The 17056-nt window shown below is 49.6% G+C and carries 14 protein-coding genes and 2 pseudogenes; 12 read left to right on the forward strand and 4 right to left on the reverse strand.

What is annotated here, in order from left to right; all coding sequences use genetic code 11:
• The first annotated feature begins 561 nt into the window (after positions 1-561).
• From ACWKXX_RS11950 to ACWKXX_RS11970, 5 genes and pseudogenes are all read left to right on the forward strand, one after another.
• Entirely contained in the window at positions 562-1809 is a 1248-nt protein-coding gene (locus ACWKXX_RS11950) for a tyrosine-type recombinase/integrase (RefSeq protein WP_007897923.1), read from the forward strand.
• Entirely contained in the window at positions 1796-3562 is a 1767-nt protein-coding gene (locus ACWKXX_RS11955; protein WP_007897920.1) for a hypothetical protein, read from the forward strand. The genes ACWKXX_RS11950 and ACWKXX_RS11955 overlap by 14 nt, the downstream gene beginning before the upstream one ends.
• Positions 3550-5667 carry a hypothetical protein gene (locus ACWKXX_RS11960; RefSeq protein WP_017384059.1) on the forward strand — a complete coding sequence of 706 codons (2118 nt, stop codon included), beginning with the start codon at positions 3550-3552 and terminating at the stop codon, positions 5665-5667. The genes ACWKXX_RS11955 and ACWKXX_RS11960 overlap by 13 nt, the downstream gene beginning before the upstream one ends.
• 3 nt (positions 5668-5670) lie before the next feature.
• Complete coding sequence (locus ACWKXX_RS11965; RefSeq protein WP_017384060.1) at positions 5671-6099, forward strand: hypothetical protein; 429 nt, start codon at positions 5671-5673, stop codon at positions 6097-6099.
• 90 nt (positions 6100-6189) lie between these two features.
• A pseudogene (locus ACWKXX_RS11970) lies at positions 6190-6878 on the forward strand (IS3 family transposase); the annotation flags it as partial.
• Between the two features lie 546 nt (positions 6879-7424).
• Here ACWKXX_RS11970 and ACWKXX_RS11975 read toward each other — a convergent pair.
• Both ACWKXX_RS11975 and ACWKXX_RS11980 read right to left on the reverse strand, forming a co-directional pair.
• The gene (locus tag ACWKXX_RS11975) at positions 7425-7733 is read right to left on the reverse strand and encodes an ArsR/SmtB family transcription factor (protein ID WP_032622084.1); all 309 of its coding nucleotides are present in this window, start codon (positions 7731-7733) and stop codon (positions 7425-7427) included.
• Positions 7734-7828: 95 nt separating this feature from the next.
• Positions 7829-8953, reverse strand: a complete 1125-nt coding sequence (locus ACWKXX_RS11980) for an alkene reductase (protein WP_017384063.1) — start codon at positions 8951-8953, stop codon at positions 7829-7831.
• 259 nt (positions 8954-9212) lie between these two features.
• Between ACWKXX_RS11980 and ACWKXX_RS11985 the strand changes: the two genes are divergently transcribed.
• From ACWKXX_RS11985 to ACWKXX_RS12010, 6 genes are all read left to right on the forward strand, one after another.
• Positions 9213-9623 carry a LysR family transcriptional regulator gene (locus ACWKXX_RS11985; protein WP_157698488.1) on the forward strand — a complete coding sequence of 137 codons (411 nt, stop codon included), beginning with the start codon at positions 9213-9215 and terminating at the stop codon, positions 9621-9623.
• Entirely contained in the window at positions 9577-10149 is a 573-nt protein-coding gene (locus ACWKXX_RS11990; RefSeq protein ID WP_255354090.1) for a LysR substrate-binding domain-containing protein, read from the forward strand. The genes ACWKXX_RS11985 and ACWKXX_RS11990 overlap by 47 nt, the downstream gene beginning before the upstream one ends.
• 82 nt (positions 10150-10231) lie before the next feature.
• Positions 10232-11107, forward strand: a complete 876-nt coding sequence (locus ACWKXX_RS11995) for an MBL fold metallo-hydrolase (RefSeq protein ID WP_017384065.1) — start codon at positions 10232-10234, stop codon at positions 11105-11107.
• Positions 11108-11216: 109 nt separating this feature from the next.
• Complete coding sequence (locus ACWKXX_RS12000) at positions 11217-12068, forward strand: DMT family transporter (RefSeq protein WP_007897905.1); 852 nt, start codon at positions 11217-11219, stop codon at positions 12066-12068.
• 75 nt (positions 12069-12143) lie between these two features.
• Entirely contained in the window at positions 12144-12980 is an 837-nt protein-coding gene (locus ACWKXX_RS12005) for a helix-turn-helix transcriptional regulator (protein ID WP_017384067.1), read from the forward strand.
• A 294-nt stretch (positions 12981-13274) separates the two neighbouring features.
• Positions 13275-13934: an SDR family oxidoreductase gene (locus ACWKXX_RS12010; RefSeq protein ID WP_007897903.1), complete on the forward strand. Its 660-nt coding sequence runs from the start codon at positions 13275-13277 to the stop codon at positions 13932-13934.
• Positions 13935-13975: 41 nt separating this feature from the next.
• On the opposite strand, the pseudogene ACWKXX_RS12015 reads toward ACWKXX_RS12010, so the two are convergent.
• Both ACWKXX_RS12015 and ACWKXX_RS12020 read right to left on the reverse strand, forming a co-directional pair.
• Positions 13976-14572, reverse strand: a pseudogene (locus ACWKXX_RS12015) (LysR substrate-binding domain-containing protein); the annotation flags it as partial.
• Between the two features lie 464 nt (positions 14573-15036).
• A complete protein-coding gene (locus ACWKXX_RS12020) occupies positions 15037-15363 on the reverse strand; it encodes a four-helix bundle copper-binding protein (RefSeq protein WP_022649401.1) in 327 nt (108 codons plus the stop codon).
• Positions 15364-15794: 431 nt separating this feature from the next.
• Here ACWKXX_RS12020 and ACWKXX_RS12025 point away from each other — a divergent pair, with 431 nt between their 5' ends.
• Positions 15795-16928 carry a glutathione-independent formaldehyde dehydrogenase gene (locus ACWKXX_RS12025; protein ID WP_017384068.1) on the forward strand — a complete coding sequence of 378 codons (1134 nt, stop codon included), beginning with the start codon at positions 15795-15797 and terminating at the stop codon, positions 16926-16928.
• Positions 16929-17056 lie beyond the last annotated feature (128 nt).

Here is a 17056-nt window from a genome sequence, read left to right on the forward strand (position 1 = left end):
ACCACGTGAAAGGGAGTCAGACCATTTTCCAGAGGTAAATATATTCTTGTGTTTGGACGCGTTGCGGTTCTCTGTAAAAAATATATAGCACAAACAAAAGTCCCCGCAGGGATAAATATAGTTATATGCGCTTTTTCTGCTGGCTTTTACAATTGAAAGTGACAGGTAAACGAAATGTGTTACAGGTTTCTTTTGCTTTTCGTTGGGTTCTGTATATGCGAATTTACCCTGTGTGTTATTTTTGCAATGGACTCAGGCTGTATTCAATCAATTAAGGTTTACTTCTGGCATTAAGATGTATCCGTTGCCTGTTTTTTAAGGGCACGGTTTGTGCCGGGAAATGAAAATCACATCTTAAGTTCTTCACTCAAAGGATTTGTGATGTTTATCACGTATGGTCCGGGTAACGTGTTGAGGTCAATGTATTGCATCGTGATGGTGTCGTTACATCTTTTACTTTCCTCCTGATTTGCATATTCACTCCCGGCAACCTGGTTGTTTGTTTTTTCTTCTTCCGGATTTATAGTGTAGGCATGAGGTGGCGTTTCAGGGCGACAGACTGTGAGGATAATCACTAACATTCATGCGCGTTATGGGCGTGTCAGCAAACTGGATGCAACAGAGCCGAAACTGAAATTTGAACCCGGATTTCTGTATGCTGAAATACCTTATATTAGCGGCATCCAGAATCGAAAACTGAGCCGATATGTACACTTTTATCTTATGGATAAAGCTATCCTGCAGGCCAGGGATTTAAAGCCTTTAGCCCGGGCATTTTTACGCTGGATAAGGTGGCTGGAGGATAACGGACTTGACCCTTTCACCCCGGGAACGTTGAAATACCAAAGCCCTACATATGGCTTCAGGGAGTATCTTCTGGGGGCCGTAAGGCAGGGGCGCATCGCCTCATCCACCGCGGCGGTGTACATCAGCGTTATCCGACGGTTTTACGTATTTCTGGGCAAGTGTGGTGAGCTGGCTGCCAGCTCATTTTTTACGTTGGTCGAAAAAGTCGTTGACGGGCGACGCAAGGTGATAAGTTCGGATCTTGCCATCAGGATAACCAGCACAACAAAAAGGACAATCAACCCACTGAATGATGCAGAGGTTCATATCCTGGATGAGGCACTGAAATCTGAGTCCGGGTTGTTCAGTTTAATGATTGTGCTGATGAAAAATTGTGGGCTACGGCTGGATGAAATGCTGACCCTGCCGTCGTCACTCTTTACTGAAGAGTACCTTGCCAGTGTCCCTGTATCTGAGTTGACCATCAGGGGGCTTCATATTGGTCCGAGATGCGGAGTTCATACGAAGTTTGGGATGACGCGAGAACTCTTCATCACCAGACGATTGTACGAGCAGGTTCTGGATTATCTGGCGGATGAGGAGTATGAAAAGAAGATCCAAAAATGGCGTGCACGACAGGGTGGGGAAGGGCGGCACGAGCCTTTATTTTTAATGGCAAACGGGAAACGGATGTCTGAAAAAGCCTTTTACTCCCGCTGGTACAGTTTTCGCCATCGCCTGGCCCGGTCTGCTCCGGGAAATGTGTTCAGACATAAACCCCATGATTTGCGGGCAACGTTTGCGACCCATTTTTTACGCTCGGCACTGAGTTGCTATCCCGATCAGGCCGCAAATGCGCTGGGTACAGTAAAATACTGGATGGGCCATAAAAGCGAAAATACGACGATGAAATACATCGTCTTTCTTCAGCAAAACCAGATTTCTGATGCAGTCGCCGGGGTCATGGACGCATTGATTGACGGTGCTGCAGGTCGCGATGGAGCCATATATGAGCCGGAGTGAAACGCAGATAACGTGGATGGCCGAAAATGTGCTGTCATGGGAGACGGTCAGCGGACACATCACTCAGCGGGATCTGAACCGATATTATTTACTTGACGTTTATCTTCAGGCTCATTTTTCAGATTATGTGTTGCTCCCCGGATGGTTTAGTGAACATTCGCATCTTGCCCGCCCTGAAAAACGCGATTTTATTGCCTCTCTGAAACGATTTCTTCTGTCTTACCGTCCCGCCGGAAGGTTAACCATTTTCCGTTATCTCAATATGTTTTTTATATGGCAGTCAGTCAATCAGTATGACTATGGCACGGCTGAAGGCGTTGAAATGTATATTAAACATCTCATGAACGATATTCGTCGGCGAAAAATTTCAGTCAGGATGGCAAGACACTACTTGTCCGTGGTCAACCGGTTTTTGCTTACGGGCGGGCAGATTCAGAGGCGGTATGAATATGAATTCTTACCGAAAGGAACGTATCAGCAGCAGGGAAGGGATAGCTATACCAGGAATGAACTTTCCGAGATCCTGAGGCAGTTGTCATCCATGAATGAGTTCCTTGCGGGATGTATCCGGGAGCATATCGCTAAATCGGAAAAAGGGGTGCGGCATTTCTCACCGTCTTTGCTGGCACCTGTTTATGAAGCGTATTTCCGGTATCCGGGAGAGAACGGGGTCAGCAGGGCAGAGATCATCATCAGGGACGTTCTGGAAAATTACTTTCTTACTTCTTTTTTTCTGTTCTGTTACCACACATGGGGAAACACCTCTCAGGTTCTGGGTCTGACGCGGGATGATATACATCTGGATGAAAAGGGTATCAGCACTGATTATGTTTATAAGGGGAGAGCGAATAAGTATATACGTCTGACGATAGGTAAATCGGAGTATGTGACCAAACGTGCGGGCTATTACTGGTTTCTGTCTTTTATCAGGCTCAGGGACGACATCGTTAACTATCTGGTTTCCGCAGATAACTTCCCTCCGGTACAGGCGCTGTTTCTGAGTGAGCCGCAGGTGAAATTCCGTAAGCTTTATTCTCTTAATCCCAGTCATCTGACTAAATTTTCTAACTCTGAGGGGGCGTGGGCCACGATGCGGCAGCTTAATCCCTCGCTTCCATCAATTACCGTTTCTGGCTTGCGCAAAACGTCTGAGCAGTATACGGACAGAACATTAAAGAATGGTCTGATTACGGCGGAAAAAGCACAGCATAACTGGGGCACTTACAGGCGGAATTATGCTGCAGGTAACCCACAGGGGGCGAAGGAAAACTTCAGTGCTGCACTTGATACGCTTATGAATCAGGGGATTGCGACACGTGCGTTATCCGAGCGGGTAAAAGTTGCTGATGAGCTGGGGATCGATCTGCGTGGAAGCGATGAGGGTGTGGATCTTTTATTGAATGGCCTGGGATGTCGATCGCAGGAGCCGCCTACAGATATTGAATTGCGCTTTATAAAAAAGCAAAAACGATTTGGCCGGACACCAAAGGCTTGTGCGGATTTTTCTCATTGTGTCGAATGTTCAAAAAGTTGCGTTGTGGAAACGCTGGAGTCTGTATGGCTCCTGCTGTCATTCAGGCATGCTATCGAGTATGGAAAACCGTTGTACATCGGTTCGGTCAATGCTGTGGAGCGTTATGAAACGTTACTCCTGAAGATTGATTTACGGCTTGGGCTGGTAGATGAGGCGACCCTGAAAAAAGCGCGCGTTAAACTTCAGCGAGAAGGTGTGGCTCCGGTATGGCAGATTTGAAGAAAAAAGAGGTAAGCCGTAGTCGAATGGCGGAGTTTCCTGCCGGAACGCCGCTTCGTTCAGGGGATGAGTTTCCGACTGAGGATATCATCTGTGAGGCACTAGAAAACAAAAGCTTTGAACGTCTGAATAACTGCCTGGTTATCGCCAGCTCAGATGAACATGATATGCGTTTTATCAATGAGGAGACGCTGAATATTTATTTCAGGGATGATGTCTGGACCAATCGCTATGTCAGAACCCATATTGGTGAAACGTTAAGAACCGTTAATTTTTCAGGCATACGGGATCCTGAACTGCGTCTTGAAGCCAAAATCATCTCAGCCAGCCTGCTCTGGATTGTCGGCAGGACCGCGAAGACGCAGTCACTGATCCGGAAATGTGCAAACATTGTGGCGGGAGCCCGTATTATTGAGTCTATGGGGTATCGCAGTCTGTTTCAGCTTCGTTTTCCGCTTGTCCGGAATGCTTTCATTGTAAAGATGAAGGAGGAGGATGAGCACGGCAGGAAGCGTTCTGAAAGAACATTACGTAATTACTTTATGGACCTGGCGGATATCTCGCTGACAGGTCATACCCGTCTTCGAAAATACGGTTACTTTCCTGATATTAGCTTCGACAGTTACAACAGTGTGGATGATTCAAACCAGACATATTGTATGCCTTTCAGTCTTATGATGTCTGTCTGGGAAGGGCTGATTACTGAACTGGATGCTGAAATCAGTGATTTCGATTTTGACGGGTTTTCCCGGCTGTGCGCTATCATAAACGGTTTTTATGATTCGCCTTACTATACGTCGATGCTGGAAGCCCGTAAAAGAGGGACAGCAAAAAGCATACCGGATTACCGGGCCGCGTATTACTACAATATTGTTGCCGGGGAAATTCGGGCGCTTTTCGCGACACTTGGCCCCGGGATGCAGGGCTGGTTCTCGGTACATAAAAATAAGCGCTGGAGATCTGATTTTATTGGCGTTGATCACATAAAGCTGAACACCTGGCATTTTGAGCTGACGTTAAAAGTCATGAATGTGATACAGGCCATGTCGGGGATGAGACACAGCGAAGTGCTTGGCGTGATGCACGGTTCACTGATTTATGATGGTGATATCCTGGGACTTCGTTCGGTGTTGCATAAGTTCGCCCCGGAAGGTGGAAGTCACGAAGACTGGGTTGTTTGTCGCTATGTGGAAAAGCCTTTTCAGCATTTACGCAGAATTAATCAAATCATGACAGGCCTGGACGGGAAGACGCTGGACAATGTTCCATTGTCTTTAAATATCAGGTCGTGGTTCTCGGAGCAAAAACTCTCTTTTATGGGGACGCAGCGCCAGACTGAGTGGGCAAAGAAATTTGTGAAAAGACACCATCTGTTCATCCGACGTGACCATATTGATGAGTTCAGGCTTTTAAATCCAAACATACGTGATGATGAACGCGTTGCGATGGAGATTCGGGAGGGGGCTTTCTGGCCATTGCGAACCCATCAGTTTCGCCGTTCACTTGCTGTACACCTCAGGCGTCTTGATCTGATTTCTACTAATGATCTTATCCGGCAGTTTAAGCACTTAATCAGAGGCATGACGGAGTGGTATATGTCCGGTGCACTCAACGCTTCGCATTTTAGCCGGGCGATCCCTCAGGCATTCGCTGCCGAGATTGAAAGGGTTGATACCGAACTCTCAGCTTCCAGGGCTGTTTCTTATCAGCATGAAGGCCTGCTTTATGGCGAAGGCGGGAAGTTACTGATGTCCCAGAGAGGTGGGCACTTACATCAGATGACGTTTCCTACACTGAAAAAAGCGATGAGCATGGCTAAACGAGGCGGGCAAAAACTGGTATCTCTTGGAAACGGTTTTTATTGCATGAATGGCCATGACTGCGAGTTTAAGGCGGTTGTTCAGTCAGCGTCCTGCAATCCGGGATGTGAGAACATGCTGGCCGGAGCTGATTCTGTTCCCGTGTGGAAACGCAGGATGGCTCATTATGACAACCTTCTGGAGATTGCCGTGCGAAATAATGCTCCTCAGGCTGACAGGGATTTTCTGATGCTTGAGAGAGATTTTTATGCAGATGCTGTCCGCTTTTTTGAAAAGGATGAATAGAGCATGACGAACGAACAGTCGGGGGTTAAAAAAACACAGGCAAGAGCAGAGCAGGCCCTGAGGGAACTGATGTTATCAGGGGAGCGTATCAGCCAGTATGCTGTGGAAAAACGAGCGGGGCTGGCAAACGGCACCCTGAATTATAACTGTCCTGAGTACAGGCAGGTCAGGGAGGCTATCCGCAGTCTGAAAAAAACGTGCCAGGGCACCGCGCCGGTTGATGAGCAGGGCATTGAGCAGCAGATCAAGCTGAAAGAAAAGTATCGCCGTCAGAGAAATGAGCTGAGGGAAGAAATCAAAAAGATGATGGCTGAAAATGTAGAGCTGTTACATAACCTTATACTTTTACAGCAGTATGTCAGGGAGCTTGAACGCAACACCGGGAGGGAGAAAGGGGACGTCATTCCGTTCTCGGGTGGTGTCAGGGACTGAGGCTATACTGAACGGAAGGACGCGAGGTGAATCGCCACGGGTTTAACAGACACCTCAGAGTCATTTAAGATGGCTTAAAGAGAGGTGCCCATGAGCGGTAAGCGTTATCCCGAAGAGTTTAAAATTGAAGCAGTCAAACAGGTTGTTGATCGCGGTTATTCTGTTGCCAGCGTTGCAACGCGTCTCGATATCACCACCCACAGCCTTTACGCCTGGATAAAGAACTACGGTCCGGATTCTTCCACTAATAAAGAACAGTCAGATGCTCAGGCCGAGATCCGCCGTCTTCAGAAAGAGCTGAAGCGGGTTACCGACGAACGGGACATATTAAAAAAAGCCGCGGCGTACTTCGCAAAGCTGTCCGACTGAGGTACGCCTTTATTCGTGACAACACCTGTTGCTGGCCTGTTCGCCTGCTCTGTCGGGTGCTGGATGAACATCCCAGTGGTTTTTACGCCTGGCTTCAGCAGCCGCATTCACAACGCCATCAGGCAGACCTGAGACTGACAGGACAGATTAAACAGTTCTGGCTGGAATCGGGATGCGTCTATGGTTATCGCAAAATCCATCTGGATCTGCGGGACAGCGGGCAACAGTGCGGAGTGAACAGAGTCTGGCGACTGATGAAACGTGTCGGGATAAAGGCTCAGGTCGGATACCGGAGCCCGAGGGCATGTAAAGGCGAGGCCAGTATCGTGTCGCCCAACAAGCTCCAGCGACAGTTCAATCCGGATGCTCCGGATGAGCGTTGGGTAATCACAGCGTGGTTTCCTCAAACCCTCGCTGTGAATTAACTGAAATACTTCATTGAAGCTGTAACCAAACAGTTAACTGAAACAATGAGCCCGCAGAGCATTGCACAGCGATGACACCATTTGTTGAGCTTCACCGTTTTCGCATACAACCGTCCGGGATTTGGAAAAGCACTGTCTTTTTGTACTGACCGATCATGATTAAGTGACACCTCTTCGAAAAAGAGAGCGCGATGAGCGATTAATATATGGCTCGAAAGACAATTATGTTGGGCTTTTATGACCGCTGTCAGAGGTATTATCTTACCCGGACGGCAACAGGGTCGGAATGTCATCAGCGGCACTGTAACAAGCTATCCGCCATCTTAAATATCTGCAGGTCCTTTCACCGAGTATGCACACCAACCGACAGAGTGATTTGACCCAAACTGGTGGATATTTTGCAAAACTATTAGCCTCTTATGACCGGTCTGCAGCCTGATATTGAGGAATTAGTGCGCTTTCATGGAATGCCTGCCGGGATCGCAAGTACGAACCCCCGGTACTGTTACACTGAATGTGCTCAGTCCTGTATCAGATTGTATTTTTCAGCAACTCAAGAACAACCCTTATTTTATCATTGTCACGTTTGTAGTACGTCCAGGGACCGATGCGCTGAGAAGTAACAAGTTGTGCCCGTTGAAGAGCTGAGAGGTAAAGAGAAACGGTAGACTGTGAGAGCCCGACCTTTTCCTGAATGATACTGACACACACACCGAACTCGTCCGCATCAGCATAAGGCTGATGGAAGTGTATTTTCGGTTCCTTGAGCATATACAGAATTTTTCTTCTAACAGGGTTTCCCAGCGCCTTAATCACGTCATTCAAATCAATATCAGGCATAAACTCTGTCACTTGTCGCATTGAGGAATTGCAATGTTACGATACTTCTCTACGTTAAGCATCAGCTTTTGAAAAGCTGATGCTCATAAGAATGGTTAGCCAAAGGCGGGATAATCTGTGTAGCCTTTTGCCGTTCCACCATACATGGTTGTTGGATCGACCGGATTCAGTGGCCATTCATGATAAAGGCGCTGCGGTAAATCCGGATTAGCTATGAACGGGCGGCCAAATCCGATAATGTCTCCCCAGCCAGCACCGATAATCCGTTCGGCTTTTTCTTGCGTATATCGCCCGGCATACATAATTACACCGCTGAATAATTTACGGACTTCAGCTCTGAATGCTTCAGGCAATTCGGGAGCATCATCCCAGTCGGCTTCAGCAAGAGAAATATAGGCTATTCCGATTTCTTCAAGAATTTTAACGGCTTCGGTATAGGTTTCATGGGGATCATCTTCCACCAGGCCAAGATAGACCCTTACTTCATCCGTGGTCTGAAAGAGCGGAGCAAAACGGACTCCCACACGGTCTTTACCGACCACATCAGCGACAGCCTGCGTCACTTCGCGCAGAAACCGCAGCCGGTTATGTAATGAGCCACCATATTCATCCTCTCTTTTGTTGCTATGGGATGACATGAACTGGTTAACCAGGTATCCATTTGCACAGTGAATTTCCACACCGTCAAAACCGGCATCAAGGGCGTTCTGAGCTGCCCCGGCGTACATCCTGACAATCTCACTAATTTCCTCTTTTTCCAGTGCGCGGGGGCAGGAAGCGGTAGCCAGCGCCCCCTCTCCCGGCCCGGTTTCGATGAATACCTTAACGTTTTCCCCTGCCGGTATCGCCGACGGAGCGACAGGCGAGGCGTTACCTGGCTGCAGGGAGTTATGGGATACTCTTCCGACATGCCAGAGCTGGGCAAAAATGATGCCTTCTTTTTCATGCACTGCCCGCGTCACTTTCTTCCAGCCTTCCACTTGCCGTGAGCTGTAGATCCCCGGGGTCCACGCATAACCCTGCCCACGAGGTTCGATTTGTGTTCCTTCGGTCACCATAAACCCGGCACTGCTGCGCTGTGCGTAATATTCAGCCATCAGTTCGTTCGGAATATCACCCGGTTGTGAGCTCCGTGAGCGGGTTAAAGGCGGAAGTACAACACGATTCTTCAGGGTGTAGGGACCTAGTCTGGTGGGAGAGAACAGGTTTTTCGTCTTCATTACATATCCTGATATAGCGAATTTTCAATATCACTGAAACGCCATGTCTCAGCATTTACGACCTGGCATGTCGTCGTTCGGCCGATGTAGCCGCAGAACCACGACACTTTATTCCACATATTGAGATTTACCAATATCTAGATTTATAAAAATTATGATCGGATGAGCGGAACGGGGGGTTGCCTGATGGCTCACAGAATCGGCATCATGAACCTAAATGGTTCTGATAATGTTATCGGAGATCCTGAACGGGAACGGTATGCGTCACGATTTTAATGACTATGTTGCATTCATGGCAGTAGCACAGGAGTGCAGTTTTTCACGGGCTGCTGTCCGCCTCGGGATTTCGGCATCCACGCTTTCACACACGATACGTCGTCTCGAGGAGCGCGTTGGCATGCCGTTACTTATGCGTACAACCAGGCGGGTGGCTGTCACCGAAGCCGGTAAACAATTATTACTGACGCTTGAACCCGGTCTTGCGCGCATTGAAGCGGGCGTGACAGCTCTTCAGAGACTGCGCCATACACCGGCTGGGCTGGTCAGACTTACGGTATCAGATCACATGATTCATGAATGTCTCTGGCCACGATTGTCACCGTTACTAAAAAAAATATTCGGATATCAAGGTGGAAATGTCGCAGCAGAACGGTTTTGTCGACATTGTTGAGGGCAATTTTGATGCCGGAGTCCGAATTGGTGATGACATATTAAAGGATATGGTGGCCGTCCGAATCGCACCGGACATACGGTTTGTCGTCATTGGATCGTCCACCTATCTTCCAGAAAGAGGTCTGCCGCTACATCCCTCTCAGCTGGAAAAACATGACTGCATCAATATACGTCTGTCACCCACAGGCCCGCTGTATGGCTGGGAATTTGTCAGGCAGGGGGAGAATATTGTGAAAAAAGTGGACGGGCAGCTTACTTTTTCAAGCATTTATCCAATGCTTCATGCAGTAAAAGATGGCTACGGCCTGGCCTACCTGCCGGAGTCTTCTGCCCTGGCGGGGATTGAGGCGGGACACTATTGTCGGGTGCTTGAGGACTGGTCAGAGGCTTTTCCCGCCGACATGATAATTCCAATAATGTCCATTACAGGCTCCGGTAAAGATAATACCGACACCTTACATGAGAAAGGCAAAAGCAATATAACCTGCTGTGCTCCGGATTTTAAGAATGAGCGGTTTACGTAGCAGGATGAGCAGTTCGAACCAGAAATTTCGTTACTATTGCTAAAGTAAAACCTGATGACCTCTAATCGTAACGGAGACCAATATGACTTCACAACTGAACTGGCAGGCCCCGGCTATCAATCGCAAAAAAGTAGGTGACATGACTGTGACCATGCTGAGTGATGGCTATCTGGACGTATCTTTTGAGCTGCTGTCTGGTATTGACGGCTCACGTGCCGAGGATTTACTGCAGAAGCGCGGTGTGCCAGCAGTACCCCGTATTAATATCAACGTCTACGTTATCCAGACGCCTGAGCGAACCATCCTGATTGACAGTGGTGCCGGAGGTATTAATGGCTGGGGCGGTCGGCTTCAGGTAGCCCTGGCCGCGGCAGGCATTGACCCGCTTCAGATTGATACCCTTCTCCTGACTCACGCGCATCCTGACCATATCGGCGGGCTTGCAGGTCCCCTGCAGACTCCCGTTTTCCGCAATGTTCAGCAGTTGTTTGTGCATGAGAAAGAACTCGCTTTCTGGCGTGATGAAACCATTTCCGCTGGCGCGCCTGACGCATTCAAGCCGTTCTTTGAAGTAGCAAGGAACGCCTTCAGCGCTTATGACGACAAACTGGTGCCATTCCGCGAGGAAGCGATTTTACCAGGTATTCAGACTGTACCGCTGTTCGGCCATACGCCAGGACATACCGGTTATCTGCTGGGTGATGAAAAAGAGTCGCTGCTCATCTGGGGTGATATTGTTCACTTCCCACACATTCAGGTTGCTCAGCCTGACGTTACTATCGCGTTCGACAGCGATCCTGCGGCGGCGGCGGCCATCCGTAGCAAAGTGCTTGACCGCGCAGCGAGCGATAACCTGGCTGTCAGTGGTATGCACTTCAACCTGCCTACTACCGGTAAGGTTATCCGTGAAGGTAACAGCTTCGCACTGAATTACGACCTGTGGTCACCCGCAGTCTGATCACCTTCCTTCCCGGTGCACACAATAGTGACCGGGAAGAGATCCCCTTTCATATCGCCCGACAAGAACCCACCTGCAATACTATGAATATCACTGCCTCACAAAAAAAATGGCTCATTACTCTTGCGCCCTGGCTTTTTGTATTCCTCTGGAGTCAGGGTTTGTCGCAGCCAAATTTACCGTGCAGTACAGCGCGCCGTTTCATCTTTTATTCCTGCGTGGCGCATTTTCCTGTCTGGTCCTTCTGCTGCTTACACTGGGGTTCAGGGCCCGTTTTCCGTCCGGCAGAGGAATGGTTCGCAACCTGATTGTCGGACTTTTCCTGCAGAGCTTCTTTCTGGGCGGATGCTTTTATGCCATCCATCGTGGCATGCCGTCAGGCATTGCGGCGCTCATCACCGGCCTGCAGCCGGTACTGACTGCAATACTGGTTTCACTCATGCACCGTCAGTCCCTGCATCCCCGGAAATGGCTGGGTATTGCGATTGGCTTTGCGGGCGTTTTCTTGGTGCTATCGCCAGGGCAGCATAGTTTTGCACTGGATCCTGTGGCTTTTGGGTCGGTCATGCTGGGGTTATTTGGCGTAACGATCGGAGCGCTTTATCAGCGCCGTGCTCAGGGAGATGGACATATCTTTGCGAACACGTTTTTACAGTACGTCACTTTGACAATATCGATGGGTGCAATTAGCCTGATGTTCGAATCTGCTCCGACGCAGTGGAGCTTATCATTTGCGCTGGGTCTGGGCTGGCTGGTTATTGGCGTATCGGTTCTGGCGATTATGTTGCTGATTTTTATGATACGAAGCGGTGAAGCAACCAAAGTCGCTACTTACTTTTACCTGGTTCCCATTCTCACGGCAGCTGAAGCGTGGTTGCTGTTTGGAGAGGCCATTACATTGCCTATGCTTGTGGGTATGGCAGTAACTATAATCGGCCTGATTTTTGTCATCCGGGAATAGACAACCGCACGCGTCGCTGTATGCTTTTGTATATGGCGACGTATAATAGCGGTCAAAGTCAAATTCCGGATGAATATGCAAACAGTCAGCTTTTCCGATTCTCCCGTTGATGATCTCCTCGCTGAGCTTCTTACCCTGGCACGCTCCCGTTTTCCACTTCCCTGCGATTGCCTTCGCGCAGAACAGACGCATCAGGTAAAGAAGTTCGAGGTGGAAGGTGCGACCCTTTCCTTCCCGCTGGAAGGAGAATTCCGGTATCGTGAAAATGAGAAATGGCACCGGGTGATCCCGGGCGAGATTATGGTCGTCCCGAATGCCCGTAGCATCGATATAGAATATGCCCCTTCAGAACAAAGTGGTGAGTTTGTCGCCCTGAGCGTGGTGCTCGCGGAGGAACAGCTTGAAGCAGCCAGGCTGTTACTTGCCGCACCACCACCACAGGACACCGGCAGCATCGCAGCCATTTCCGTATCAGCTCTTCTTTCACCCCTTAACCGCTGGACAGCCGCAATGCGGGAAGGGAAGCGTCCGCTTTCCCTGCACGCCATGGTTGAAGTGGTGCTCTGGCTTTATGGCATGGGATACCATGCTTTGCTGCGAGCCCGGCAGCCAAGTCTGGCCATGAAAATCCGTCAGATGGTAGCGGACAAACCGGCTCATCCCTGGAGTGCTGCTGAAATTGAAGATCTGACGGGACTCAGTGGCCCCACGCTTCGGCGCCACCTGGCCAGTGAGTCAACCAGCTTACGCTCAGTTATCGCCGATGCACGTATCGCGGAGGCTCTCCGCCTGCTGATGACATCGACGCTGCCGGTAAAAACGGTCGCGGGGCGGGTGGGTTACAATTCAGTATCGAGCTTCAGCAGGCAGTTTTCTGAACGCTATGGAATCGAACCTTCAGGGTTCCGCTGACTTCAGTTCGTTCAAGGTACACATTGCGTCCCTCGCACTTCAGTAACTTGCGTGGATCTTTCGAATATAACGGAAGATATTGGCCGGCATTGCGTGTAACCGGTTCAGGAGTTCTCATCGTGACGGGAGAGCTAAATCGGTACGGCTGTTGTTCTCAGCTATAAGAACAACTGAGTATCTGACCAGCTGTCTGGTGCTGGCAGCAGCATGCAGTGCAATCGGTCAGGCTCAAAGGAACTGACCTGATGTCAGGTTATAATTTCGGACACATCATAACCCCAGAAGGAGACAACTGTGGTTCATGTTTTCATTATCGGTGGTGCAGGCAAAATCGGCCAGCGTCTGTGCAGGATCCTTTCAGGAAGGGGGCATGCTGTTCGTGCCCTCTACCGTAAGCCAGAGCAGCAGGCATTGCTAGGCGAGCTGGGTGCTGAGCCCGTCAGTGGGAGCCTGACAGAGCTGGATGCAGCTGCGCTGGCGATGCACTTTGCAGGTAGTGATACAGTGGTGTTTACTGCCGGTGCCGGCGGTAAGGGGGGGCAGGAGATGACCAATGCGGTCGACGGCGAAGGGCTGAAAAAGTCGGTAGCTGCCGCCCTCAGTGCCGGTGTGTCTCGCTTTCTGCTCGTTTCTGCATTCCCGGAGTCCGCACGGGGAGAAACCACTTCTGAATCATTCGAAAATTATATGCGTGTTAAAAAAATGGCCGATGTGGAACTAGCACAAAGCGAGCTTGACTGGGTGATCCTGCGCCCCGGCGCGCTGCAGGATAAGACTGGTACGGGTTATGTACGTGCCGGCCTGGCCATCCCGTATGGTAACGTGCCCCGTGATGACGTGGCGGCTACGCTGGCTGAACTCATTGAGCAACCTGCCGTCAGCCGCGTCATCATTGAGCTGACGTCTGGCGATGCTCCTGTCCGTGAAGCCATACAGAAGCTGGCGGGCCGATAAAAGGCAGCGCACGTACCAGCAGGCTGCAGGCCCCCAGGCGTTTACAATAAACTTTCCAGCCAGTCGGTAAACGCCCGTACTTTTCGGGAGAGATGGCGGTGCGGATACAGAAGTTACAGTTTGCGATTCGGGGACGGATTATCTGGCAGAACCTCTACCAACAGCCCGCGATCGAGATAAGGCTGCAAAAAAATATTCATGCCCTGTAGTATTCCCAGCCCCGCCAGGCCTGCTGCAATGTAGGCTTCTGAGTTATCCACGACAAGCCTGCCTGGAAGTTCAATTTCGGTGGAGCCCTCTGACGTCCCGAATGTCCAGGGCATAACTTGTCTGTTGCTGCTGTTAATCCAGTTGACGGCCTGATGCTGCTGCAACTCGTCCATTGTTTCCGGGGTGCCGTGTTGATCAAGATACGCAGGACTGGCGCAGGTCGTCATTTTAACGGTTCCCACCTTCTTTGCGATATAGTCGCCATCGTCCAGCTCCCCTACCCTCAGTATGCAGTCCAGGCCATCATGCAGCATATTCCGTCGGCGGTCTGAGCTGCTCAGGATAATTTCAATTCCGGGATGCTGGCGATAAAAATCAGGCAGGTTGGGTATAACAAGTAAAGCCGCAAACGCGACAGGCATATCTATGAGCGAATAGCGGACGTCAAAATGATAGCGACAGGAAAGTTCTGCCATATTAAACATAACAACCCTTGGGCGCGCCGCCGCAGGCGCCCTCAGCACGTTTCTGCGGCCTCCCGCCTGTTTCCGGCACCTTTCCTGCCCCAACCCCTGAAAAACGCCCCTGATGATTTCTGCGCGTCTGCATGGCTATGCAGTGAGATCTGCTCTCCACCGATTAGTGCATGCAGATTTTGGAAACGTCCAATTCTGGCACGAAGCGGTCACCCCGGCGGGGTGCAGTCCGCTGTCAGCGAAAACGGACATTGAGCCAATCAAATAATCTGTGCCAGAATTTGTCATTGAGGCTAGTACTTTCGAGTAGATCTATTTCCCGCCCGTACTCTTAAACTCATCTATCTCATCCTTCTACGACTTATTACCGGGAATATAAAACCCCGCCGAAGCGGGTTTGGTAATTTGAGTTTTTCTCAGGCGGCCATCTTTCTGCATTGTTCGGCGCAGTGATGACAAGCGCTTGAGCAATCCTGACAATGGTCATGTTCATGCTTTCCACACTCGTCACCGCACTTCTGACAAACATCAGCGCAAAGACGGCAAAGATCCTGGGCAGACCCGCTATTTAGTGTCATGAATTGAGCTGCAAGACGGCAGATATTTGCACACTGCATATCCAGTTTTATGCACTCGCGCATCATCTCCAGATTCTCTTCGTCGAGACACGAAGCCGCACAGTTATCACATGCCGTTGCACATAGATAACAGGCTTCGATGCATTTTTTGTATTCGTCTAACATAATTTCTCCTTAGCTAAGGTTACGTATTAAGCATGGAAGAGATAACTGATTATTCAAATTTTGAATTAGTTAATAACCTTTTCAGCATTTCATATCATTGATTCAAAGTGCATCTCTAGGGTTACCTAATTCACCTATGTCTACTTCTGGCACAATGCAGAAATGAGATAGATTTACTTTATCCGCTTCTCGCTCAAAGCTGTCCGTAATCCCCTGCCTGCTTAAAAAAACCGGATTAACGTGTGATGTTTTTACGTTTTCCAGGCAGCCTTCATCGGTAAGTACCTGTCTTACAGACTTCAATGCACTTAGTTAAGAAACATCCTAATCGTCCTTTCGCCGATCGCGAGATCTGTTATGGCAGCTAAACTCGATTGATACCCCAATCCGCCGGGCAGCATTTCCTTTCCGCACGCAAGAAGGAGAAGATCATGAAAGCAGTAATTTACAACGGTCCTTATGATGTAAAAGTAAAAGACGTACCGGATGCGAAAATTGTCCGCCCCACGGATGTACTCGTCCGCATCACCACCACCAACATTTGTGGGTCGGACTTGCACATGTATGAGGGCCGGACCAGCTTTGAACAGGGACGGATTCTGGGTCACGAAAACCTGGGTGAAGTGGTCGAAATTGGCTCAGGCGTTGAACGTATTAAGGTGGGCGACTATGTTTGTCTGCCGTTTAACGTGGGATGTGGTTTTTGCGAAAACTGTGAAAAAGGTCTGACCGGCTTTTGTCTCACTACCAATCCGGGTTCGGCAGGCGCAGCTTATGGTTTTGCTGAAATGGGTCCCTGGGAGGGGGGGCAGGCGGAACTGCTTCGGGTGCCATTTGCCGACTTTAACTGCCTTGTTCTTCCCCCTGATGCGGCAGAAAAAGAAGATGATTATGTGATGCTCTCTGACATTTTTCCTACCGGCTGGCATGCAACAGAACTTGCCGGATTGAAGCCTGGTGAAAGCGTGGCCATTTATGGCGCGGGGCCGGTCGGTTTGATGGCAGCTCATTCGGCGATCATTAAAGGTGCTTCACAGGTGTTTGTGGTTGATACGCACACAGACCGGTTGGCTCTGGCTGAAAAAATGGGGGCGACGGGCATCAATGCTACTGGCGATGAAGCTGTACAAAAAATTCTCGACCTGACGGATGGACGCGGTACGGATTGTGGCTGCGAATGTGTTGGCTATCAGTGCTGTAACAAACATGGCCATGAAGATAACTCTGTCACCATGAACAGTCTTGTTGCGTCGACGAAAGCAACCGGGGGAATTGGTGTGGTTGGCGTCTTTATTCCTCAGGATCCGGGGGCTGAATCGGAGCTTGCCAGAGAGGGTAAGATGCCATTTGATTTTGGGAGTTTCTGGTTTAAAGGACAGGCAATCCGTACCGGCCAGGCGAACGTTAAGGCCTATAACCGTCAGCTGTCTCGCCTCATCCATCACGATAAAGCCAGTCCGGGCAAAATAATTTCTCATCGTCTTTCGCTTGAAGAGGCTCCTGCCGGATATAAGCACTTCGATGAGCGGGATGAAGGATGGACGAAGGTTATCCTTAAGCCTTAAATAGAGTTATCCGGTATGAGAAAGCAAAAACCGGGAAAGAATGTATGACTTTTGACAGGGTGCAATAAAATATCCTGTCAGGGCGTTATTATTCATACTTTCAGCTGCCAGGTGATGCTGCCAACTTA

Source organism: Enterobacter sp. UPMP2061, assembly GCF_053709615.1.

Bases quoted from the DNA above. Each gene is read 5' to 3' on its own strand.
- ACWKXX_RS12000 (WP_007897905.1), top strand. From the start codon at position 11,217: ATGGCTCATTACTCTTGCGCCCTGGCTTTTTGTATTCCTCTGGAGTCA.
- ACWKXX_RS11955 (WP_007897920.1), top strand. From the start codon at position 1,796: ATGAGCCGGAGTGAAACGCAGATAACGTGGATGGCCGAAAATGTGCTG.
- ACWKXX_RS11985 (WP_157698488.1), top strand. From the start codon at position 9,213: ATGCGTCACGATTTTAATGACTATGTTGCATTCATGGCAGTAGCACAG.
- ACWKXX_RS12005 (WP_017384067.1), top strand. From the start codon at position 12,144: ATGCAAACAGTCAGCTTTTCCGATTCTCCCGTTGATGATCTCCTCGCT.
- ACWKXX_RS12025 (WP_017384068.1), top strand. From the start codon at position 15,795: ATGAAAGCAGTAATTTACAACGGTCCTTATGATGTAAAAGTAAAAGAC.
- ACWKXX_RS11975 (WP_032622084.1), bottom strand. From the start codon at position 7,733: ATGCCTGATATTGATTTGAATGACGTGATTAAGGCGCTGGGAAACCCT.
- ACWKXX_RS11995 (WP_017384065.1), top strand. From the start codon at position 10,232: ATGACTTCACAACTGAACTGGCAGGCCCCGGCTATCAATCGCAAAAAA.
- ACWKXX_RS12020 (WP_022649401.1), bottom strand. From the start codon at position 15,363: ATGTTAGACGAATACAAAAAATGCATCGAAGCCTGTTATCTATGTGCA.
- ACWKXX_RS11960 (WP_017384059.1), top strand. From the start codon at position 3,550: ATGGCAGATTTGAAGAAAAAAGAGGTAAGCCGTAGTCGAATGGCGGAG.
- ACWKXX_RS11965 (WP_017384060.1), top strand. From the start codon at position 5,671: ATGACGAACGAACAGTCGGGGGTTAAAAAAACACAGGCAAGAGCAGAG.
- ACWKXX_RS11980 (WP_017384063.1), bottom strand. From the start codon at position 8,953: ATGAAGACGAAAAACCTGTTCTCTCCCACCAGACTAGGTCCCTACACC.